Origin of the sequence: Rhizobium sp. BK399 (genome assembly GCF_014194695.1) — a bacterium.
Lineage (GTDB): Bacteria > Pseudomonadota > Alphaproteobacteria > Rhizobiales > Rhizobiaceae > Rhizobium.
The window spans coordinates 1-21,829 of record NZ_JACIAH010000033.1; the positions used below are offsets into that span (position 1 = coordinate 1).

The following is a 21,829-nucleotide window of genomic DNA, read 5'->3' on the forward strand; positions in this document are numbered from 1 at the left end:
TACTCGCTACGACAAGCGCCCGGAAAACTATCTCGCAGCTGTCAAACTCGTCGCGGCAAGGATCTGGTGTCAGAGTTTATGAGTCGACGGCCTAGTCGGCGAGGATCGCGAAAGCCTCATAGGGACAAAAACACCATCGAAGTCCGGTGGCATGTCCCAGCGTCTCCTGGCGTGGAGATTAAATTACTTTGGAGCCCGGCGATCCCCTGATCACACTTCCTTTTTGTTGCAGAAGGGTGAGGGAGGTTGCACCATGTCACTGGAACCCGGGTGTGGCTTTTCTGCGTGTCCGCGTGGTTTGCGAAATCGATTAGCTGCTTTGAAATCGATCGCTCACAACCGTTGTCATCTCCTCCCATCGCGTGCGAGCAAGGCTCGTTAATCGTTCTTCGTCAACTACACCTTCCTTGACCAATACCAAAAGAAGCGTCGCAATCTCAACGCTCGCCTTTCGATCCCGAGTTACGCCCTGTTCTCGGCAAAGAGTCTTGAACGCATTCTTGATGAAGGAAAAATCGACGATAAGCCTCGAACGAGAATCGTGCACCGCACCGGTGAAGGCATCGTTGTCGACTCCATAGTAATTACCAAATGGGGTGCCCTCAACCACGTTGTCGACAATGGCGGTGCCGGCGTCGTCTTCGTTTATGGCGACTTCTTGCAAGCTGCTTCCCTATTTCTAATGCCTAGTGTAGCGATGAATCAGTGGAGGGTAGCACTTCAAGAGAAGCCTAATCAACCTGAGTAATCAATGTGTTCGCACGCCTCAGTTGGGGCAGCGCTCGAATACAATCTTTGAGAGGGGCCGGATCGCCATGCCGCGCGAGCGGGCGTTGACGTATTTGAAGTTAGGATCAACCAGCTATTAATGGAGATAACGACTGGTCTGCCGAACAGTCGGGCCCAACGCCTCAGCATTGACATGCTGGATATCGACGACTGTCGTACCTGGTTCCCCTTGCGCGCTCCCGTTCGTCACGTCGCAGGGCTGGAGGACGAAGCCTGCACCCCGTGAACATGCTTTTTGTGTCGCCGCCGCCTCAAGCGCTGTCCTCGCTACACCATGCTACGCTGCGGAAACGCCAGACCCGGACGTCGGCGTGCCCAACCCGAAACGATGGTGCTAAAGGACACTAACGGCAAGACCTAGGCCATTTTCGCTGGAGGTGAAGTATGAATAGTTGCCATGTTGTACGTCCTTCGTTCGGGCAGCGCCCATCACGGTCCCGAAGGTGTCACAAGGATGGCGACGATCGGGCCGCACCTGATGAATCCTCAAGAAAAGCCTGGCGGCAACTCGCAAAAGTGCGAGTCGCAGGGGAATGGCAATTGAGGCGCACAAGCTGAAGGGAAAGTGGGTGCTCCTTCGATCCGATGAGCCTGGCTTTCGGTGAGTTCTGTGATGAAAACGGAGGTCGCATCTGGACTTGGCTCGGTTCGCGCGGGCTTACGGTTGCATCCCTCGTCCGGTCTTCTAGAATGACCTTAGCCGAATTGACGAGGGTAAGGGGTATATGACTTTTCGTGTCCCGGCGCTATCTTTTGAGCATGAACCTCGCTGACCACTTTACCCACCCCGACCCGCGTGAAGCGGAACTGTCGCAACGCCTTCTTGAGTTGGGACTCGACGTTTGCCGTCTTGACGTAATGTCGCGAAGCGCTCTCGAAAGCGAGAAATGTCTTGCGAGCAACGCAAGGCTAACGCCGGCGATGCTGGCCGTCCGGCTGTTCGTATGGTACGTCGCAGAAAGCAAGCACTTTGATCCCAACGTTCTTTCACGGCCCGGCTCTATAGGCCGATCCATTTTCACCATGAGGAGATGGGCCGCCGGAGATCCCATATTCGCGGCCAATGTTGAAGTTGAAATTTCGTCGTTGAAATACTTTCTCTATGAACTTTTTGAAACCGTCCAAGTGCCTCCCACGATGATCATCGCGGCGCAGGAACGTCTCCTGGGTGCCTGAGCCGATGAGTGAATTGGCAGACGTTGGTTTGGCCACTATCGAATCGGAAGAAGTGCTACTGCCTTTCGAGCTTCGCATGTAATCTCCAGCCGCTGGCCGGGTTCGGGTCGGCTGTTTGGAGGTTTGTTGAGAAACAGCCCTTGGCCCCAGTACAGTGCTGCTGTGATTGCCGCATCGACGTCGAGAAACAAGGCGCCTTCAAGTTTTCGCTTCTTTGCCACCGTACGCAGATCGAACTCGATTGCCGAGGGGCAAATCGGACAAAAGCACTTCGGCCTTCCTGGCCTAAAGATCGTGTTTTGCTGAAACTGTTCGCCGCAAATATTGCTCGCCTCGCTGGCGACGCCGCCTTTCAATGGTTCGGACGCTTTTCATCACTGCCTCCAGACAATGACCGCTTTCTTATGATTTACGATCCGAAAGGTTCCGAACACGGCGGCCCCCGGCGAAACCAAACGCAGATGCCTGCAACTGACATGTGAAGCGTCCGAAAATCTCATCTGGAGCACTCGTTTCAGGCGCCCTGATCCGGAGTTTGACGTGGCTGGGAGGCCACCGACCAATACCAACCCCACCCGAGTGGCCTCCCTTATCCTTCCAGGAGATGAAGGATAGAAGGAGAGTAGGATTGCACATGGGGTTGGCAATCGGACCTTGGTCTGACCACGGGTTGCGTACGCTGGCGTACTTTGAAGCAGTAACCACGCTGACGTGAGCAGCCTGTGCCCGTTTCCTGCTGGAAACGCACCAGTAACGGGAACCTATCAGGCCGGATCCGTCGGTTCCGGGGCCCGAGACTTATCCGAGCGCAGAGGTCCTCTTGCCTGGCCAAAAGCACATTGGCCGGAGACATCGCGTCTGTGGCGCGCATAGCTGCTATGCCGGATTTACGGTTTTCGCCCGCCATCTCACAGTTTATTAGAGCTGCCTGGATCGATCCACCGGTCCTTTCTGTGATGCGCGGTTGGCCCTGAACGGAGACATGATGCAAAACATAATCATAGCGGATAGCCATATGGAGTCCGTTGAAAGTGGCGCCAAAACAATTGCTGTTCGGGTTGGATACTGTTCGGTTGAACCAGGTCCGCTTGAGATCCGCTCCGCGAGCGGCTTCTGGTCAACAACGAAGGTGGACGTCGTTTCGGTTCAGCGGAAGGCAATTTCAGATTTGAGCGACGAGGAACTCAATCAGAGCGGCGTTTCGACAGTCGACGCGATGGTTAGGCTGTTCCTCCCGGCTCATCCATGCCTGTCGACAAACTCGGATGTGACTGTCATCGGCTGGAAGGCGGCTTGATTAACGGGCAACTCAGACCGGATCTGAGACTCGCCCGACCAACCGGGAGGTTGGGGTCAACACTGACTTGCTGTGGTCGTTTTTTGAAACAGGTCGATGAATCGGGACGATGCAGCCTTCAAATCTCTTGGCGCTGCCTACGCTCGACCGGGCTCGCGTCGTTGCCCCTGCCATTGTCACGGACCACACGACAGTGAGCCATTGTGCCGAATAACCCGGCATTCTCAACGGATGTGGGATCTGATGATCCGTGTTAGCCGTTCGAAACCAAAGGCGCCGGGAACGTGATGCCGGATCGAACAAGACAAGCTGGTCGAGGTGCCGCCCTTTTGTTCAAGAGGCCACTCGCCTGAGAGGACGGGAAGAGTCCAGAGCCCTTCCTCGAAAGGTTACCGGCGATGCACCCATGATACGTTTGAAAGCGCGGCTGAAGGACGCTTCTGACTCGTAGCCGAGACGCTCGGCAATCGCGCCCACGCGCTGACCCTCCAAGAGCCATTGATGAGCCTGATGCATGCGCATTCGAGCAACATACCGGGCTGGAGTTTCACCGACAACCCTGGAGAAGCGCTCCGCAAACGCGGACCGTGACGCCCCCATTTTTCTTGCAAGTTCTTCCACCGTCCAGTCATGTGCCGGATCGAAATGAATAGCGGCGAGAACGCGGCCCACCTCTGGATTTCGGACAGCAGCCAGCCAACCGGTCGCGTCTCCGCACCCATGTTCCACCCAAGTTCTGATGAGGGTTGCAGTCAAGACGTCGGCAAGCCGAGCCAGAATTCCACCAGCTCCTACGCGGTTCATGTCGGCCTCACGCATCATTGCCTCGAGGAGGGCGGGGATTGATGGTTCATTGGCAGCAAGGTCACTTGTCCGCATCATCTTTGGCATCAACTGCAACAGGGGATGATGCTTGTCGACGTTGAAGCGCATGACCGCAAAGAATAGGAGATTTCTGTTATCGGCACAGGGGCATTGCAAGTCGACAATACCATCACAAACCGGTTTGCGAGGCATGCTGTCGACTGGCGTCGGATCTAGCCCGGGCTCACTGGCAATTACATGAGCGTCGCCTCTCGGCAGCAGCACCGCGTCGCCCGGCAGCATTTCGGTCCACTCGCCATTCGGCGATTGCAGATGAGCTCTGCCTGCCGCTACAAAATGAAATTGCGCTTCTTCCTTTGCTGGAAAAGCTGTCGCCCAGGGTGCTGACGGCTGACATCGCCCGTATTCGACGCCATCCAAGCGCAACCCTCGCATCATTTCTGTCAATGCATCGCTCATTGCTGTATCCGGAATTTGGACGAATTATCAAATAGGTCGTTTTTTCTAGCATAGAAACACCGGGGTGCCACGTCTAGCCTTCAACGACCAGAACTTTAGAGATGACATTATGAACGTCAGACCTGCGCCAATGCCTTCAAGGTGGTACGGCGGAATTCCTCCCGGCCAGCCTTCTCACCCTTGGTCTCTCCCGCGATATGGGCATCAGCATTGAGGCGGCAGGACAATCAGTCACGATGACGGCTGTCACTGGCGCAATCGCCGGTCCGGGGGTTGTCATGGGCAGCAGCCGGCTAAATGCCGGCTCGCTCTCCGGGGGCCGACTACGCTTCTAATCAACGCAGGAGCATTGATGCCGACCACTTTTCAGATTGCCATTGCCAGCGGCGCCGCGATCGGCGGCCTGATTGTCGAAACGCAAGGGCTGGAAGGTGTATTCTCGCGGCTCTTGCTGCGCTTTGCTGAATCGCGGTCATTGGCATCCTCGGTCGGAGCACCGCTCGGGCGATCCCATGGATGTCTGTCCTGCTTAAGGTTTCTCGTAAGACAAGAGAGGCCTGGCAATATGGGCGGATATCCCTCCTCATACGCCAAGCCTCTCTCGTTTCCTCGGTAGAGGATGGAGGGAAATTATTCGTGCGGCAAGTTGGTTTCGCACCTCCATTCCCCCTCAAGTTGAGAATATGAGTATCAGCGCATACAATGGAGGTGGAGTCACGTAGTATGTGCTCTGCGATCAGCCAGGGCAGCTGCCTAGGTGCTGCCCACCGTCCCGAGGTGGTCATTATCGGAGAAAGCAAAACTTCCTTCGGCCCTCCATGGCCCTCCCCTGTAGGTCCATAGGTCCAACCCCGTAATCGACAAAAGGCGAGGTTGAAAAGCTGCCGTGACCGCTGCGTACGACGCAGCGACTCTCGCTCTATCGGCTCCGTTTTGGATAGTGATATGGGGCCGCCAACCTTGCTTGTCCCCGGGGCTGAGCCATGGTTCGAACTTTCCGCGCAAAACACCGCGAATCCGCTCCAGCTCCGGAGAGTCAAGCGTAAACGCCACTCCGGATCCGAGATGCCAGATGCCGGTCGTCGATGCTTGCATCGGCGATTGGGAGCTCGCAACGACTTCAAGAAGTTGATGTATCGTTGAGAGATGCCAGTCCGATAACCGGTAAAACACGGTGAGGTGGGCCGTCACGTGGTTGCGACCAGGTGGAAAGTGGATGCGGCGCAAGCCGTCGAAGAAAGCGAGATCTTGATCGGGAAGACGCGCGGTTAAAATCATCCGTCCAGTCTAAGCCGGTAGGATTCAGAATCTACCCTTTATCGGACGATGAGTGGGAGGCATTGATCGTCGTGTCGATCAGCGCGGCAATGATCACCCGCCTGAGGCGCGCCGGATAACAGCCGTCATCGCGGCGACGGTTGTGCCTGCTTAATGGGGAGTGATGTCAGAAGATGTGATCCATACTCGCCCGTCATATGCCAATTGGCCCTCTGCGAACTTGCGGTCGGCAATGCCCTCATACAAGGGGAGGTCACGAAGTATGCTTTGGATAAGGTCGCTTTCGCCAGGGGGCAGTGCATCGTCGGAGATGCATACGGTCTGGTGCAGGCTGCCTTCCGTCATGACCAGTATGGCATGACTACCATATAGCCGGATTTTGCCGGGCACGGTTGCGAGCGACATGGCGTCCTCCTTGAAGTTCTCCGGAGAGTGTTGTTTCGCTTTCCGGACGCTAGGGACATATGGTTAATGAAAGGTTGAGGTTTTACAATCCGGCCATCAGGAGAGGTTGCACCCCAAAAAGGTGCATTGGGCGTCCAAAGCGGGCAGAGATATTACGGTAGCGAACCTGGCCGAAATCATTGCCGTCGAGGAGATCACGTTGATGACCAAGACAGATGCGTAAGTCCTGTCATCGTATTCCTTACGTCATCGGAACGTCCGCTAGCAGGCTTCTTTCATGCCGCGCTGCCCATTATACCGCGAGTGCGGCGCTCTTTGGCAGAGTGACCGGGAATGCGGCGGGTTCCCCGCCCCTAGATCCAACCCTGTTCCGACCAGCATTTTTGGCAAGATAGAGAGCACCGTCGGCCCGATCAATTACATTCTCCAATGATGTCTCGCCAGGGGCGACCGCTGATACACCACAACTGAGGGTAACCTCATGGCTTACCCCGATCTTGCTCCAGTCTTTTATCGCAAAGCACGTCCGCACTGTGTCTGCGAGAGCGATGGCCTGCCCGATGGATGAGTTCGGAAGAAATGCCACAAACTCTTCGCCGCCAAATCTTTCGGCATGGCTGAGCTTGCCAACGATGCGCGTCGATTCCTTTGCCGGCCCCTGGATAACGAGGTCGCCCGCCGCATGGCCACAGGTATCGTTCACATGCTTGAAGTGGTCGATATCACACACGATAAGTGATCCCTCGAGTACCACGGGAATTGGAATCGAGGTATCCACCGATACTGTAACGTCGCCCGCTTAACGCGATCTAAATTGCGCACGCGGCCCTGAACGGTGTTGGCTGCCTTGACCTGCTGTGAGATCAAGGCGCGACAATCACATGACCCCAGTCGCCAATTTGCGCATGCAGGGGCGAGCTCGGTCCGGGCAGGGATTGCGGCTATGTCCGACTAATCTGTGGAGAAAAGAACAAAACGGGAATTGGCTGTCGCGGTGAATCGGTCTCTATCGTAACAAGACAGGTCAATGATGAGGTATTGATTTGGCCTATCGCTTCGTGCACACCGCCGACATTCATCTCGACTCGCCCTTGAGGACGCTTGCCCTGCGCAATCCGGAACTGTCCGATTTGATCGGCCTGGCGACGAGACGTACGTTCATTCGGATTGTCGACCTGTGTCTGGAAGAGCAGGTGGATGCGCTTCTTTTGGCAGGGGACCTCTACGACGGCGAACAGACGTCGATGAAAACGGCTCGCTTTCTGGCAGAGCAGCTCAGGCGTCTTGATGAGGCCGGCATACAGACCTTCATCATCCGCGGCAACCACGACGCACTGTCAAAAATCACGTCCGAGCTCGTCATGCCGGAGTCTGTCAAGATTTTCGGTTCCCAGGCGGAAGCGGTAGCAGTGCATCGGGGTGCCGGGCAGTTGCCCGTCGTCATCCATGGCCTGAGCTTTGCGAAGCCGCATGCTCCCCAGAGCCTGTTGAGGCATTACCCGATGCCTGTGCCCGATGCGGTCAATATCGGTATCATGCATACGAGCCTTGGAGGCTCTGAGGGGCACGACCGATATGCTCCATGCAACCTCGCTGACTTGCATCAGAGCGGTTTTCGGTACTGGGCCTTGGGCCACATCCACAAGCGGTCGGTAGCCGAAGGGGCTGCCTCTACCGTTGTAATGCCGGGAATGCCGCAAGGCCGCGACATAAACGAGGACGGACCCAAGTCGGTCTCGCTGGTGACAATCCGAGATGATCGGTCAGTGATCGTGGAGGAGCGATGCATCAACGTCGCTCAATTCGAGCGGCTGTTCATTGACGTTTCAGACGTTGCTGACTGGAAGGCAATGATTGGTAAAGTTTCCGGGGGGCTTGAAAGACTGCGCTCAACGATTCCGGCAGATCATCTGGTTGCACGGATTCAGCTTCATGGTTCCCATGAGATGGCATGGCGAATTCGCCGGGAACTCGATCTCATTAGAACCGAATTGGAAACGAGAGGCTCGGCCAGCGGCACCATTTGGATCGACAAGGTCCACACCTCGTGCATCGGTGCGGAAGATACGGAAGGCAACACCGGAAGTGCGCTTTCGGAATTGACCTCCATCATCAATGCGGATGTCCTTGGGTCGGCAGCCTATCAGCAAGAGATTGCTGCCATTGCCGACGAACTGCGCGGACAGCTCCCTCCGGAGCTCCGAAATATCTTCGGCACCGATGAGACAGCCTTCCAGGATGTGCTGGCCGGTTTCGCCCAAGAAGGCTCGGCCAACATCGTGGCACTGCTGCGCAATACGCAGGGGGAATGAATGCGCATCAATCGGCTTGATCTGACGCGATATGGAAAGTTTACCGACGGCGTGCTGGATTTTGGCTTCCGGTCTCTGGGAACGCCCGATCTTCACATCATTTACGGCCCAAATGAAGCGGGAAAGTCGACCACATTTGATGCGATTGTAGACCTCATTTTTGGAATTGGCACTTCAAGCCGATATGGCTTCCTGCATCCCTATCCTACGATGCGCATTGGTGCAGACGTCAATGTCGGCGGAAAGAACCGAGAGTTCGTTCGTATCAAGCGCCCGCAGAACAGTCTTCTCGATGACCAGGAGCGCGTCCAGCCGGAGATCGACATCAAGGCTGATTTGGGCGGTATTGATCGGGACGCGTTCGCCACAATGTTTTCCCTCGACGACGAAAGTCTGGAGAAGGGCGGTGAAGGCATTCTCGCAAGCAAGGGGAACCTCGGCGAATTGCTGTTTGCCGCAAGCGCCGGCCTTGCGGACCTCAGCAGGCAATTGACCGTAATCAGAAGCGACGCCGACACCTTCTACAAGTATCGCGCGAGAAGTGGGGCGCTTGCCGAACTGAAAGGCCGCCTCTCTGATCTGAAACAGCAGCGTGAGACGCTCGATCTGCAAGCGAGTGAGTTTTCCAGGCTCGTTGTCGAGCGCGACAGGCTCGCTGGGCTTTACGAAGAGGCGATCGGCGCGAGGGCGCGAACGCAGCGCAGGATCGAGGAAGTCAAATGCGTCCTCAACGCGCTTCCAGTCATGTCACGGCGCGGCTCGTTGAAGGATCGGCTCGCTGACCTCGACCCCGTACCGCAACCGCCAGAAACCTGGCGGCAGGAGCTGCACGAGCTGAGACGGAGCGAGATAGAGGTAAGGGTAAAACTTGAGGACCATTCTGCATCTGTAGCTTTGCTCGAGACTGAGATAGCCGACATTTCAATTGATCCTGCCGCGCTCGCCATAGCAGCGCAGGTGGAGGAGCTTTCCGAACTTCGAGCGCGGTATGTCACGGCTGAAAAGGACATTCCCAAGTTGACGGCTCGAGCATCGGAGCTGTCCATCGAAAGTATCCTTGCACTATTGGGCAGGGCAGGGGAGACAGCTCCCGCGCATTTGCTTCTGGACGCGGTTACAATCGGATCTCTGCGCTCGCTCATTGGGTCGAAGTCGGGTGTCGACGCGAAGTATTGCGCCGCCCGAGACGAGTTGCTGAGGGCGGAACGGGCACTCGCGAACCAGGAAGGTGAAGAGGTCGACCACACGTTGACCTGTGGGGAGCGCGTCCGAGCGATCGAGACCCTTCAAGCTGTCATCAAGGCAGTCCCGAAGTCAGACCAGGATATCGTTCTCCGATCATTGGCCCGTCGCGGGGACGTGGCGCGAGCAAACCTGACTGAAACGTTGAGGGCACTAGCACCGTGGCATGGAGAGGTGGAAGCTCTTTTATCGCTGGTTCCACCTACAGGTGCACGTATCGAATCCTGGAAGAAGAGCTACTCCGCTCTGGATGATCAACAGCGGATATCGCGCGCTGAGTTGCAGCGTCTCGAACTCGAGGCAGCAAGGCTTGAGGCTGAAATCACGACGTTGCGTGCTCAGGCAGGAAACATCGAGGAGCAAGCCGCAGCGGTTATCCGTGCGGAACGCGACCATGCCTGGGCGCTGCATCGACAGGCAATGGACAACGCATCCGCGGATGGGTTCGAGATGGCGATGCGCCGCCACGATCATGTGATATCGCAGAGGCTCATGCACTTTGCTGATATTGGCAAGCTTAGCCAGCTTAACCAACGGCTTGCGGTGGTGGCTGCCGATATTCGGAGCCAGGAAAAAATCCTCGCTGACGCACGGTCTGAGATGGAGGTGCTTCGGGCTGAAGTCTGTCAGGGCCTTGCGCAGTCGGAGTCAGATCCGGCCGTAACTGGAAACCCCTGGGAAATGGAGGAATGGCTACGCAGACGGGAAGCGGCCCTGAGGGCGAGAGACGATCTTGCTGAGGTCGAGCGGGAAATCGGTGATGTTCGCGATCAAATCGAAAAATCCAGACGATCAATCGTTCAAGCATTGACCGGTGCGAAAATCATGATCGACCGGCAGGCTGATGTCGGCGCGCTGATCTCGATCGCAGAGACGGCGTTGAACGCCTTCCATACGTCTGTGAACAAGGCGGCGCAGATCGAAAGGCTTCGCAATGACATCATCGAGCGCAAGCATATCATGGAAGCCGCTGACGAAGCCTCAAGGACATGGCTATCCCAGTGGAGCGCTCTTTGTGCCGGCTGCTGGCTTCGGGACCTTGGGCATTCTCCAGGTGTCGGTGCGGTGACCGAAATCCTGACCCTTCTTGAGCGACTGGCCTCGACTTTAGATGCCCGGGAGAGCCTCTTTGATCGCATTCAGAAGATGGAAAAGGACAAAGATTCCTTCGAGGAGAAAGTACTGCAGTTGAGCGCTTCGCTTGGTTTGGGTTCCGAAGGTTCTCCCATTGCTCTTTGCCAGGCAATTTTTGAAAGGATCAAGACCGTCGGTCTTGACGCCGAACGCGATCGGAAACTGAAATGTCAACTTGACGGAGTGCGGCACGACGGACTTGCGCTACGAGCGACACAGGGCCTTCTTATGGCTCGGATGCGGGAGATGATGGATTTTTTTGGGGTCAGCTCGTTCGAAGCAGTTGAGGCCAGCATCGATCTTGCCTACCGAAGGCGAGATCTCGAAAACGCCATTCTTGAATCCGAGCGCGAACTTTTCGAAATGACTGCTGGCTCCCCAATGCTCGAAATCGAAGCATTGACAGCTTCCGCTGACAGATCGGCACTGGGCAACGAACTGGCAAAACTGATGCCGCTCCTTGACGACCAGGACGCCCGCTGTCGCGATGTATTTCACAGCCGATCGAAGGCGCAGGATGCCTTGGACGCAGTCGGTGGGGATGCGACGGTAGCCTCAATTGAGGAGCAACGCAGGACGGTGTTGATCGACATCGAGGAAAGTGCCCGTCGCTACATGGAGATCCGTGCCGGCGTTGCTGCTGCAGAGCACGCCCTTGCAATCTACAGAGATCGTCATCGTAGTGGAATGATGGCTCGTGCATCGGACGCGTTCCGCACGATCAGTCGCGGTGCCTACCAAGGGGTCGCCGCGCAACCTGGAAAGGATGGCGATGTTCTGATTGCCGTCTCTGCGGCCGGTGGTTCGAAAGCTGCCAATGAACTTTCGAAAGGTGCAAGGTTTCAGTTATACTTGGCATTGCGTGTCGCCGGATACCATGAATTTGTGGCCAACCGGACATCGATTCCGTTTATCGCTGACGACATCATGGAGACATTCGACGATTTTCGGGCCGAGGAGGCTTTCAGGCTCCTTTCGGAGATGGGCCTGCATGGCCAAGTCATTTATCTGACCCATCACAGGCACCTGACCGATATTGCCAGGAGGGTGTGCCCAAACGTCCGCGTATACAATCTTGAAGACCTTAGCCGGCCATCGGGGTTCCAGGTAGTCGCGGCGGAATAGGGCCGGACGCAGCGACCGAGCGTCCAAGAAAGTTCGTCGCCAGCGCGATTGGAATTGTACATTTCGGGCATTCCTTCGTGAAGTTCGGCTGATCCTATCGGTTCGACGTTATGTGCTTCGTGTGAACGGCTAGCCCTTCCTGCGGTCCGTTCGCTTTGATAAGCGAACGGACCCTCCCTCATTTTCCCAAGCTGAAACAGCCGCAAAGTCCGCGTTCAGTCTTTGCCGTTTGGAGGCCGGATAATTGACGGTCGGGATAGTTGCAGCCTCAATCCGACGGATCACAGCGACCTCCTCCAAGTGCCGATCACCTTCGGCCGCTTGCATCTCAGACGTAGCGTAGTCGGCCCGCTTGAGGACGCGTCTAAGTGTTTTTCGTTCCTCGGGCGTGGGGCACATCGATTTTGATCCTTAAACTGGGGCAAAGCAAGTATTGAGATTCACCAGGCATCTCTCTCCATCTGGACTTGCATGAAGTTGCCGACGCGATAATCATCGAATGCACGTTTGTGCATTCTTCATGAAGGGTCCCCGGCGTGGTTCAGCGGCCTTCTTCCGGCGTTGAGCAGAAGCTGGCGTTCTGTCGCAGTTGGCCCCAACAGCTTCAGCAGTCGTTTCTCTTCAAGGCGGTCAAGCCGGAAGCGCTTGGCAAAATCACTTATTGTCCAGACCCTGGCCAACCTGGACGAACGAGACTGGTGAGCCTTCGTGGCAGTCATTTGCTGCTCCTCTCAGTTGCGGCCGTCATTTGAACGTCGCGGTGGCTGTGAGCTGTCCTATCGCACGCGAGGTCCAAGGACTGCGCCATTGGTTTCTCCATGAGCATCGAATGGGCAGCTCAATCCATAAAGGACCGCGAGAGCGAGCCCAATTGCCAAAGCGGCCACCATTATCCGTCGAGCAGCCCGAGAAACCATAACGCGACTATCTTTTGTAAATCAGATACCGGTCACCGGGCCGCTCGCTATTCGTTACCCTCGGCATCCTTCTTGATTGCGGACTCCAAGTCCCGCGGATGCACCTGCAACAATTGCCTTGTCCCGATACTGACGCCAAGGGCCGGTATTTCGATATGCATCGCAGTTCTTCGGTAAGCGGGAAATGACAGTCCTTCTATCAGTTCTTCATCTACTATCACTCGGTAGGTGCCCGCATCGAGCGGAGCAACCAGAGCGCTTAGGGCAAAAGGACGAGAAAAGGTAATCTCAGATTCTGTTGTGCGTTCTGACATAGGGAACTCCTATTGGTCGATTGGACCAAAGCTCAGCGGAAACGACGCGAGTTCTGAATCAGGACACTACCAGAACGTGCCTTGCAGTACGAGGTAGAGAATGAATGCTACAGCCATGTACGGCATCGATTTCATTAAGAAATCCCCGTATTTTAAGCCGCTGAGGGATCGCATTGCGCGTTCTTGTCTGGAAATTCTTGCTGTGGAAGACATCGCGTCCTCCCGCTTGGGGCTAGAGCTTTTCGTTGCCCTAAAAGCAGTGCCCGTTCCATGACTGCTACTATCTCTTAGGTGGGGAGGCTGGACGCAATTGCAAGGCGAGAAAAGACTCCTGTGATAATAATGGATAGAGCCTAATGAACGGGAACTTCGATCATGGCCAGTTAGCTCGCTGCTCCACCGAGTCGCCTGAACATCTCGTTGACACCCCCCAGCGTCAAAGAGCTTGGTCAGCCCGCTAACTTGGCTGACGCAGTGCGGTGACGCTCTCCTCCTTACGAGACGTATTGCGGCAAGAAACGCCATGCAACTCCAGGCAGACGCAGGTTCCCCCTGGCGCTACGTCTATCGTAGCGTGATTTGCTCTAAATGCCTGCAAGTGGGCAGCCTATTGAGCCGCTAGCGTGCCAGGGTATTTGGCGGGGTGGGCCGATTACGAGGGGCTTCGCTACCGGGCCGAGAGGATCGTCTCCAATGCAACAGGTCGCAATGCCTGAGCATCGACGCCGACGTCGAATTGGCGGGGAAACGGTTTGAGTCTCCCGTGCGAGTGGCCGTGCAGGTTGATCGACTTTCTTCCCATCTTGTTCCAGGTCCGAAAGGGATAGTGACACAAGATCAACAACTGGCTGCCGACCGATATTTCGGCATAGTGTTGGACACTTCCCCACCCTCTTGCGCGAACAGTCGTTTCAGGATCATTATTGCCAACAATGAGATGTTTTCGGCCATTCAAATACGATAGAAGTTGATCGCAATCGCCTCCTGTCTCTCGCATGAAATCTCCCAGATGCCAGACGTCATCCTCGGGTTTCACCATCGAATTCCAGTTTTGGATGAGGGTTGCGTCGTGAGAAGCCAAATCCGGAAACGGCCGACGATCGATCCGCAGGACGCGTGGATCGCCAAAATGCGTGTCGCTGGTGAAATAGATCATGCTCCGTTTGCTCGCTGGATCAAAAATGTCTAGGTTGCACGGGCACGCCGGGAGAATCCATCAGCATGCATTTTGCCCCGGTTGAGATGCGTCGAGCAAAGCAATTCCCTCACCCGCGACGGGTTACGAAACGAGATGTTTACGGCTGGCTCTTGCGCCCCAACCATCCTCGGCAGCAGGACCCACTGGAAGGCCCATCAAACGGTCGTACTCAAGCTCCGGTGCTCCGTATACTTCACTCGCGGCGTCGATTAAGCCCCGCGGATTTACAATCTCGATGTTGTTGCGCGTCGACCTGATTAACCTGTCGCCCTCCAGAAGGTGAAGGGCGTCCGTTACGGATGACCGCCTCACCCCTAGCATGATTGCTAGATCGTCGTGAGTAAGATGGAAAATGTTTTGGTCGACGCGATCATGGACCATCAGCAACCAGCGTGCCAGTCTACGCCGGATATCAAGTCGGCCGTTGGCCAACGCCGTGTAACTGACCTGTACACTCATCGAACGGGCAAACCGGAGGGCGAGGGTGCGCAAACCGGCGCTCGTTGACAAAGCCTGTTTGAAATCGTCGGCGGCTATTGCCAAAGTATATCCTGCGATCTGATTGATCAGCTCGAAGGGTGTCTCTTTGTCGCCCTCGGCGATGCCGTACCCCGTCATGCCCTCGTTGCCGATTAATCCCGTTTCGATCCTGCTTCCTTCCCGGGAGACGGCGACGAGTGAGGCTACGCAATCGAGGGGGAAATAGACACGGGTGATGGTTTGTCCCTGCATCTCCATGATCGCGCCCCGGGGTAGAAATATCGTCCGAAGCAGGGGTAGCAGGTCGTTGAGTTCGGATGGAGGCAATCTTCGAAGGATGCCGTTGCGCTCCACATCTTGCGCTGTGGCGCCTCGCGGGTGAAAAGCAGCAAGAAGTGCCCCGGCAATGGCATCGTCATCAAGCGGCTTCCTGAGAAGGATCTTGTCGGCATGGCGTGCCGGCACAACATCAGGTTCGTATCCGGTTGCAAAAATGAAAGGGAGCCCTCGACGTTCCAACTCATCAGCCACAGGAAAGGCCGTTTCACCGCCCAGATTGACGTCCAGGATTGCGCCCTCAATGCCCGGACTTGATCGGAGTTGTGCAAGCGCACCTGCGACGCCTGCAGCAGGACCGGCAACTTCCACGCCGTGAGCCGAGAGTTTGGATGCAAGATCCGTTGCGACGTAGTAGTCGTCCTCCACAACGAGGATGCATCTTCCCTGCAGCGTCTTCTCCACCGGCCCTTCCTTCCTTCCTTCCTTCCTTTCTTCTTTCCTCGCGAACGAAGAGCCATCAGCACGTAGCAAGAAACGTATACCGTTCAGCAACTCAAACGATCGCAAATACCCTCCGGGAGCGAGGAATTAGAATCATCAGCGATTTTACCACGAAATTAGCGGAAGTCATGGCGACAGTAACGCGGCATGGCCCACGGCGGTTCCCGACATTTTTCCAAAGCTCGCCAGTTCCTGTTACAGCCAGCGACAGGCTGCAGCCAAAAAGATCGCTGGCAAGGTGGCTAATGTGTAAACAATCATCGTAGAAGACGAATTTCTGATCGCCATGAAAACCGAGGTGATTGTCAGTGCTCTCGGCCATGACGTCGTGGGGCCATGATTGCGACTTCCGCAGCCAGACAGATGGATTGCGAATTCGCTTTTGTGGATGTTTGGCTGGCGGATGCAAAGACCGGCCCAGCCCTTGCGGATGACCAGCTTACCGAAACCGGGATAACCGTCATGTTTCCAACGGAAAATTCAGATCTCGTCACGTCGAGCGCGTCAGCGGTGGTGTTTTCCCGAAGCTCTTCGACACGGGGAGATCGCGAGCGCGATCACACATGCGGGGCGGAGCAGCGAAAATACGGAGCCATCACGCAGACTCCTACCAATTTTTGCCGACCAAGGAAGAGCGACACTTTGCACACACCTTCTGTGCAAGTGTGTGTTTGATCGAGCGTACACAGCGCATGGGCTGTTCCATTCCTGTCAGGCGGCCGTTGGCCACCTGACAGAGAAGTTGCGCACGTTCAGCCCCTCATAGATGGCTACGATAACGCTGGCGCTCCGCCGCGATCTGCTGGGGTGTATAGGGCTCAGCGGCCTCGTCGAAACGCGTCCAGCCCTCTTCCTGATAGCTCGCTCGTCGTGCCGCGTAATCCACGGCTCGAGATCCGTTGAGGATTGCCTGCGCTGCTGCAGCTCTGCTTTCGTCTACTCTTGCCGTTACCAGTGAACCGCCACGGCGAACCCCTTCGGCATAAAAGTTTGCCTCGTCTTCCGGCACACCTTCATTAATCATGGAGCCGACGATCCCACCCACGGCTCCACCCGCAACGGCGCCGGCAGCCGCACCGGCTGCAGTAGCCACGAGCCAACCGGCGGCCACGACAGGACCGACGCCCGGGATTGCCATCAATCCGAGCCCTGTTAGCAGTCCCCCGGCCCCGCCTGCGACCGCGCCGACCCCGGCTCCGGTGCCAGCGCCTTCTGCCGTGTAACTACCTTGACCTTCAACGTCCACCCCGTTTGCTTTGTTCGTGACGATACTGATGTCATCAGAAGGTACGCCTGCGTCTTCCAAAGCCGCAACTGCGGCGCGGGCTTCGTCGTAGCTGTCATAGAGTCCTGTGATCGTTCGCATATTTTTTCTCCTGGAGCTTTGTTATTTCGCCATCGTGACGTTGCCCTGGAAGTCCAGGGAGACTCCGGCTTGCTTGCCGTCCTTCTTGGCGGTTGCTCGCCACACCCCCTGGTCATCCAGCTTCAGGGCAGTGACATCCGTGTAGCCAGCGTCTTCGATGCGAGATTTCGCCTGATCCTCAGTAAAGCTGTTTTTGCCGGCTACTGGAGCGGCGGGATTGTGTTCCGTATTCACGGCTGGCGTTGTTTGGGATGTTGATGGCGTTTCGCTTTGCGCGAAGGCAGCCGTGGCCGAGATTAACAGCCCCATCGAAATTGCGGTGATTTTATTCATCGTTTTCTCCTTGAAGTCCGACGATCAAACCTAAGACAAAGCGATTTGTTCCGATGCTTTGCGAAGAACGACGAATTGCTGTCGATGTCACAAATCTGGAAATCGTGCTGGTGGCGTGCCCCGGAATTGCTTGGCTTGGTCTAGTTTTGAGCGTTGTGTTGAGGAGATGAGAGACGATAGCCGCCTTCACGCTAGGCCATCCCGATATGCGGAGCCTGTCTATCCGGTCGGAAGCTCTGCGGAGGATAATTGCGGCCGCCCCGAGGGGCAGCGCTGTTAAGCCGCTCTAGCAGGGTCAAACTGGTGGCTCAAACTGCAGTGAACATTAACACGTAAAAGTCTTGTATAATGAGGAAACCTCGCAGCGTCAGCCAACTGCGAGGTCCCTTCACTGGCGCCGTTTGCGCGCCCCTTGTAAAACCCCTGTGGCTCGCCAGGCGACATTGCTTACCGTCAAGCAGGGGACCAGTCGCCTTGGGCCGCGCCGCCGACGACCCACGAGGATCGCAAGATGCGGGGATTTCTTCATCCTGAAACGCTGAAATGGACGACGCTCGGGCGCCAGATACTTTAGCTTCCCCGGAGCGGCATTAACGACTTCGGAAAGATGCGGAGATTGGACTGCGGGGGCAACGCGCTGCCCAGGGAATGCCAAGCGGGACTAGCGACAAAAACACAGTCCTCGATCGAGGTACCGGGCTGAAAGATCCGCCAGCAAGCCGAAACCTACTTGATCACCCTCCCGGTACTGTAACTGATGCCGGGTCAAGCGCGTGAGGTCTATCTTCCCGGACAAACAAAAAAGGGCCATCCTACCGGAGGCCCTAAGGTGTGAAGGATCTACCTTCAGAGGGGAACAACGCCGCTCGGAAGCCGGGGAGTGCATCCGAAAAGTTGTAACGGCTATACACGATATACGTGAATTTCTCACCGATGCCAAGTCATTTATTCGCATCAGATCCAAAAAGCGGATAGTGCGCCGCGGGACGGTCAGTGGTGGTCTTATCCATTCAATTCATTGCCTTCCGTTACGCTTCCGATGGCAGATATAGAGGTCGGCATTGTGATAGGGGTAGCGCTAACAAACAGCGAAGTATGTGAATTTATGATGCGGCCCGACAACAGCTTCAACAGCGCGCCGTCGATGTCAACCACCGCTTCTTCAAACACAAGCTCCCACCAGCCATCCGACGCTCCGACGCCCCCTATATCAGACGAACTTGTAGCTCGAACCCGAAATCAAACGTTTGCTTTCCCCCCAAAATATGTCCAGCCATGCTTGGCTCAAATTGCCGAGGCAAGGCATCATTTCGAACATGTACCAGTTGCCACGTCTGGCCGCAGCTAGGCAGGTCGGTATCGGAGACCAATCAACCCCATGGCTTTGCCACCTGTTGGCGCAAAACGGCCGGTGCCAAGTCGAATAGGGCGTAGGCTGCGCCTGCGACGATCGGTGTCACCGATCGTCTCAATTCACGGACCACCCGACTCGGCGACAATGATCAATATTCAAGCTCTTTGGCTCGCGTATTGATCGCCTCGCAGGCGTCCCCGAATGGATCGCACATCGGCACTAGAGGCGAAGCGCCAAGCTGAAGAAGCGCCTTCAGATGCTTCCAACCACCTTCCTCGCCCACCACCGTCGCGTAGGATGTCATCACGGTGCGCTCCTCTGCATAGAGGCGCTTGTACTCCGCAAAATTGGAGAAGTTCTCGTAATTGCTCTCCGACGGATGGAAGGTCTCGGCCGCAGCACCTTCGGCAAGAATGACCTCGTGGGTACTGAGCAGGACAGCATAATACTCGATCGAGGTGTCATCGGCAGGAACGACCGGCGCGATTGTCGTGCCGTTGACGAGATCCCTCACGCGGATCAGCACGCCGTTCAGAAACAGCGCATGGCCTGGCGACAGGTAGAGATCGGAATGTGGTGTGCGGCTGTCCAGCGCTTGGCGGGAAACGCGGATCGGCACGACACCTTCATGCCAGCGCGCACCGCTCTTCTTGAAAACCTGCCGGCCGACCCATTTGACTGGACGGGCGCTCCCGTCCGGAAGGGCAACGTTATCGCCGACGCGCAGATCCTCGACAGGCTTCTCGCCGCAATCGGTGAGGATCGCCGTCCCACGCAGGAAGCACTGTGCTCCGCCGCCACCGCCGCCTCCACCGGAGCCTCCCTGTCCGCCGGAGCCATTCCCGCCTCCACCGGAGTGACCACGCCCCCAGCGCCGCCCCATTGCACTCGCGGGAGACTTGGAAGCTGCCGTCGCCAAGGCCGCAACACCAGCGAGCCGCGCACCGGCGGCAGCGGCAACACCTAGAAAATGTCTGCGCGCGGTATTGCGTGGCAGACTGTCATCTTTTTTGTAAGGCATCCTGGCAATCCTCTAACAATAGATTTCGGGTCCAAGCCGCCGACGAGTATCGCGGTACTTGGCATGTTCAAGGCGTCGGAAACCGATGCAACTTTAATAAGGAATTCTATTTCGGTCCACGTCGCCAAAAGTATTAGGCATGCAACCTGGAAGGAAAAATGGATAAATAACAACAGTTACAGGTTAAGTTTTTTGCTAGGGAATGGCGGAAAAACTTCAACTACTTCAACTTAAAGGTTTTGCACGCGAGGCTTTAGTGTACGGTTTCGTACGGGACCTTGGTCCGACTTACATGTCTCACCGAAGAGGAGGTAGTCTCGTTGCGCAACAGGTATTGGAGGCTCAGTACTGCTCATGCATCGAACCCTGCATGGCCTCCACTTATTGGGAGGTAAGAAATGTTCGTTACAGGTTTTCTGGAATCCGATCTGGCCGTGCTCTCGCAGGCCGTTCAATCCTGGTACCGACATTTCAAAGCGAAGCCGGATGAGAAGACATCGGAAGTAATATGCAGCGCGGCGATCGTTCTTTTCAATCAGGGCCACCGCACTCAGGAGGACCTGACGCGCATCCTGATCGCCCGGTTTCCAAACCTGGCCGGGAGCATCGCAAATGCTCCCACGTCGATAGCCATCCACTGAAGAATTGACAAGGCGAGAAACGCCCGAAGCAGGTGACAATATTGTCCGGTTCTGCGACACGCCGGATCACCTTTGTGTCAGCTGAAGATGGCGTCGGAAATTACTTTTGACGACCCTTCTTCACCTTGATGGGAGCATTGATGATCTCCGATCTGCGATAGAGCGTTTCATGTTTTGACGGAAGCATAGCCGGCATTTGAGAAATAGTTGGCGCATTCTCTGGCTTGATGGTGTCGGCGAGTAGGCCCAGATGCCGCCAGGTTTCCTCGATGGTTCGCTTTTGGGCCTGGCGCATCCAGTGCTTGATCTTGGCGAAGGCCTGCTCGATGGGATTCAGGTCGGGGGAATATTTCGGCAGGAACCACAGTCTGGCGCCAACCGCCCTGATGGCATCGCGGATGGCCTTGGCTTTGTGTGAGCCGAGATTGTCGAGGATGACGATGTCGCCGGGCTTGAGGGTTGGGATCAACTGCTGGCGGACATAGGCGAGGAAGCATTCGCCGTTGATGGGACCGTCAAAGACGCAGGGCGCAGTGAGCTTGTCGCAGCGGAGGGCGCCAAGGAAGGTCAGGGTGCGTCAGCGGCCGTGCGGGGCAAAGCCGCGCAATCTCTTGCCCCTCGGCCCCCACCCGCGTAACGGCGCCATGTTGGTGCGGATCCACGTCTCGTCGATAAAGACGACCCGCTTCGGATCGATGCGGTCTTGCCAGGCCCTCCAGCGGGCAGAAGCGGACGGTCCCGAGCAAATATTCGGGGAGTGGTGGCAGCGCTGTTCGGAGTACGAGGCGGTCAGGGATTATTTTGTCGTCGAGGATGATGCGGGCGAGCGGCTTTGGATATTCTGCTCCGGCGATGGCGTGGATGCGGAAACGGGATCGCATAGGTGGTTCATGCACGGGATCTTCGCATGAGATGCGCCGAGCTGCAGGTCACTACCCACTTCAGCTTCCTCCGGGGCGCGTCGTCGGCCGACGAGCTTTTCCAGACCGCCAAAGAGCTTGGCATCGATGCCATCGGTGTCATGGACCGGAATTCGCTGGCCGGGATCCTCCGTGTGCTCGAGGCCTCCCGGGCGACGGGGATCAGGCTCGTCGTCGGCTGTCGACTTGACCTTCAGGACGGCATGTCGGTTCTCGTCTATCCGACCGACCGCATCGCATACTCGAGGCTGACCGCCTGATCACCCTAGGCCGTCGACTCATAAACTCTGACACCACATCCTTGCCGCGACGAGTTTGACAGCTGCGAGATAGTTTTCCGGGCGCTTGTCGTAGCGAGTAGCGATAGATCGAAACTGTTTGATCTTGTTGAAGAAACGCTCGACAAGGTTCCGTTGCCTGTAAACCCAGCGCGAGAACGAGAAGGAGCCCTTGCGAGTTGCCT

The 21,829-nt window shown here is 56.4% G+C and carries 17 protein-coding genes and 4 pseudogenes; 9 read left to right on the forward strand and 12 right to left on the reverse strand.

Annotation, left to right across the window (positions count from 1 at the left end; all coding sequences use genetic code 11):
• A pseudogene (locus tag FHT97_RS30075) lies at positions 1-82 on the forward strand (IS5/IS1182 family transposase); the annotation flags it as partial.
• 228 nt (positions 83-310) lie between these two features.
• Here the strand turns inward: FHT97_RS30075 and FHT97_RS30080 are convergent.
• Positions 311-664: a hypothetical protein gene (locus tag FHT97_RS30080; protein WP_183865130.1), complete on the reverse strand. Its 354-nt coding sequence runs from the start codon at positions 662-664 to the stop codon at positions 311-313.
• An 884-nt stretch (positions 665-1,548) separates the two neighbouring features.
• Here FHT97_RS30080 and FHT97_RS30085 point away from each other — a divergent pair.
• Together FHT97_RS30085 and FHT97_RS30090 are read left to right on the forward strand one after the other, a co-directional pair.
• Complete coding sequence (locus FHT97_RS30085; protein WP_183865132.1) at positions 1,549-1,965, forward strand: hypothetical protein; 417 nt, start codon at positions 1,549-1,551, stop codon at positions 1,963-1,965.
• Between the two features lie 1,015 nt (positions 1,966-2,980).
• Positions 2,981-3,262 carry a hypothetical protein gene (locus FHT97_RS30090; RefSeq protein WP_246712862.1) on the forward strand — a complete coding sequence of 94 codons (282 nt, stop codon included), beginning with the start codon at positions 2,981-2,983 and terminating at the stop codon, positions 3,260-3,262.
• A 333-nt stretch (positions 3,263-3,595) separates the two neighbouring features.
• Here the strand turns inward: FHT97_RS30090 and FHT97_RS30095 are convergent, their stop codons facing one another.
• The 3 genes from FHT97_RS30095 to FHT97_RS30110 form a co-directional block, all read right to left on the reverse strand.
• A complete protein-coding gene (locus FHT97_RS30095; protein WP_183758322.1) occupies positions 3,596-4,546 on the reverse strand; it encodes an AraC family transcriptional regulator in 951 nt (316 codons plus the stop codon).
• A gap of 1,428 nt (positions 4,547-5,974) precedes the next feature.
• Entirely contained in the window at positions 5,975-6,229 is a 255-nt protein-coding gene (locus tag FHT97_RS30105) for a hypothetical protein (RefSeq protein ID WP_183758326.1), read from the reverse strand.
• Positions 6,230-6,521: 292 nt separating this feature from the next.
• A complete protein-coding gene (locus tag FHT97_RS30110) occupies positions 6,522-6,959 on the reverse strand; it encodes a GGDEF domain-containing protein (protein WP_183758328.1) in 438 nt (145 codons plus the stop codon).
• A 313-nt stretch (positions 6,960-7,272) separates the two neighbouring features.
• Between FHT97_RS30110 and FHT97_RS30115 the strand changes: the two genes are divergently transcribed.
• Both FHT97_RS30115 and FHT97_RS30120 read left to right on the forward strand, forming a co-directional pair.
• The gene (locus tag FHT97_RS30115; RefSeq protein ID WP_183865134.1) at positions 7,273-8,541 is read left to right on the forward strand and encodes a DNA repair exonuclease; all 1,269 of its coding nucleotides are present in this window, start codon (positions 7,273-7,275) and stop codon (positions 8,539-8,541) included.
• A complete protein-coding gene (locus tag FHT97_RS30120) occupies positions 8,542-12,042 on the forward strand; it encodes an AAA family ATPase (RefSeq protein WP_183758332.1) in 3,501 nt (1,166 codons plus the stop codon).
• Between the two features lie 964 nt (positions 12,043-13,006).
• Here the strand turns inward: FHT97_RS30120 and FHT97_RS30125 are convergent.
• Positions 13,007-13,273 carry a hypothetical protein gene (locus tag FHT97_RS30125; RefSeq protein WP_183758334.1) on the reverse strand — a complete coding sequence of 89 codons (267 nt, stop codon included), beginning with the start codon at positions 13,271-13,273 and terminating at the stop codon, positions 13,007-13,009.
• Between the two features lie 100 nt (positions 13,274-13,373).
• Here FHT97_RS30125 and FHT97_RS30130 point away from each other — a divergent pair, with 100 nt between their 5' ends.
• The gene (locus FHT97_RS30130; protein WP_183770353.1) at positions 13,374-13,547 is read left to right on the forward strand and encodes a hypothetical protein; all 174 of its coding nucleotides are present in this window, start codon (positions 13,374-13,376) and stop codon (positions 13,545-13,547) included.
• A gap of 393 nt (positions 13,548-13,940) precedes the next feature.
• Here the strand turns inward: FHT97_RS30130 and FHT97_RS31340 are convergent, their stop codons facing one another.
• The 5 genes from FHT97_RS31340 to FHT97_RS30150 form a co-directional block, all read right to left on the reverse strand.
• Complete coding sequence (locus tag FHT97_RS31340) at positions 13,941-14,429, reverse strand: hydrolase (RefSeq protein WP_246712864.1); 489 nt, start codon at positions 14,427-14,429, stop codon at positions 13,941-13,943.
• A gap of 123 nt (positions 14,430-14,552) precedes the next feature.
• Positions 14,553-15,692, reverse strand: coding sequence for a helix-turn-helix domain-containing protein (locus tag FHT97_RS30135; RefSeq protein ID WP_183865136.1), 1,140 nt, complete (start codon positions 15,690-15,692; stop codon positions 14,553-14,555).
• A 799-nt stretch (positions 15,693-16,491) separates the two neighbouring features.
• Positions 16,492-17,097: a general stress protein gene (locus tag FHT97_RS30140; RefSeq protein WP_183758338.1), complete on the reverse strand. Its 606-nt coding sequence runs from the start codon at positions 17,095-17,097 to the stop codon at positions 16,492-16,494.
• Positions 17,098-17,118: 21 nt separating this feature from the next.
• Entirely contained in the window at positions 17,119-17,430 is a 312-nt protein-coding gene (locus FHT97_RS30145; protein WP_183758340.1) for a PepSY domain-containing protein, read from the reverse strand.
• A gap of 1,502 nt (positions 17,431-18,932) precedes the next feature.
• Positions 18,933-19,805: a Hint domain-containing protein gene (locus FHT97_RS30150; RefSeq protein ID WP_183865138.1), complete on the reverse strand. Its 873-nt coding sequence runs from the start codon at positions 19,803-19,805 to the stop codon at positions 18,933-18,935.
• Between the two features lie 398 nt (positions 19,806-20,203).
• On the opposite strand from FHT97_RS30150, the gene FHT97_RS30155 reads away from it, so the two are divergent.
• On the forward strand, positions 20,204-20,446 hold the full coding sequence (locus tag FHT97_RS30155) for a hypothetical protein (protein WP_183865140.1): 243 nt from the start codon (positions 20,204-20,206) through the stop codon (positions 20,444-20,446).
• 167 nt (positions 20,447-20,613) lie between these two features.
• Here the strand turns inward: FHT97_RS30155 and FHT97_RS30160 are convergent.
• Positions 20,614-21,170, reverse strand: a pseudogene (locus tag FHT97_RS30160) (IS630 family transposase); the annotation flags it as partial.
• 4 nt (positions 21,171-21,174) lie between these two features.
• Here FHT97_RS30160 and FHT97_RS30165 point away from each other — a divergent pair.
• Positions 21,175-21,357, forward strand: a pseudogene (locus FHT97_RS30165) (DNA polymerase Y family protein); the annotation flags it as partial.
• Positions 21,354-21,620 (forward strand): annotated as a pseudogene (locus FHT97_RS30170) (PHP domain-containing protein); the annotation flags it as partial. The pseudogenes FHT97_RS30165 and FHT97_RS30170, both read left to right, overlap by 4 nt.
• 24 nt (positions 21,621-21,644) lie before the next feature.
• Here the strand turns inward: FHT97_RS30170 and FHT97_RS30175 are convergent.
• The coding region (locus FHT97_RS30175) for a transposase (RefSeq protein ID WP_183865142.1) at positions 21,645-21,829 on the reverse strand (185 nt) is incomplete at its 5' end.